Here is a 352-nt window from a genome sequence, read left to right as displayed (position 1 = left end):
AGCCGCTTCAGCGCCATATCGGCGGCCAGCGCTCCAAACGAACGGAAGGTGGTCCACTTGCCGCCGATCATGCACAACGTCGCCGGCAGATGTCCGGCCGGTTCGACGAACTCGCAAAAATGATCGCGCGGTATGCGGCCCGTAAAACTGTCTTCGCTGGCGGGCAAAGGACGCACGCCGGCAAAGCGGAACACGATCTGGTCATCGCTAACCTTGATCGAGGGGAAGACGAAAGCGAGCGACTGCAGGATGTAGCGCTGCTCGTCCTCCTCGCAACGGACCTGGTCCGGATCGTCCACCCGGATGTCGGTCGAGCCGATCAGCACCTTGCCTAGATAGGGAAACAGGATGC

At 61.4% G+C, this 352-nt stretch carries 1 protein-coding gene; it reads right to left on the bottom strand.

The window, feature by feature from the left end:
• Positions 1-352 (bottom strand): FAD-dependent oxidoreductase (locus EOB49_RS34920; protein WP_127383557.1); only part of this gene is annotated, 352 nt, incomplete at both ends.

Source organism: Mesorhizobium sp. M7A.F.Ca.MR.148.00.0.0, from assembly GCF_003997735.1.
Lineage (GTDB): Bacteria > Pseudomonadota > Alphaproteobacteria > Rhizobiales > Rhizobiaceae > Mesorhizobium.
This window is presented reverse-complemented; position numbering and strand designations above follow the sequence as displayed.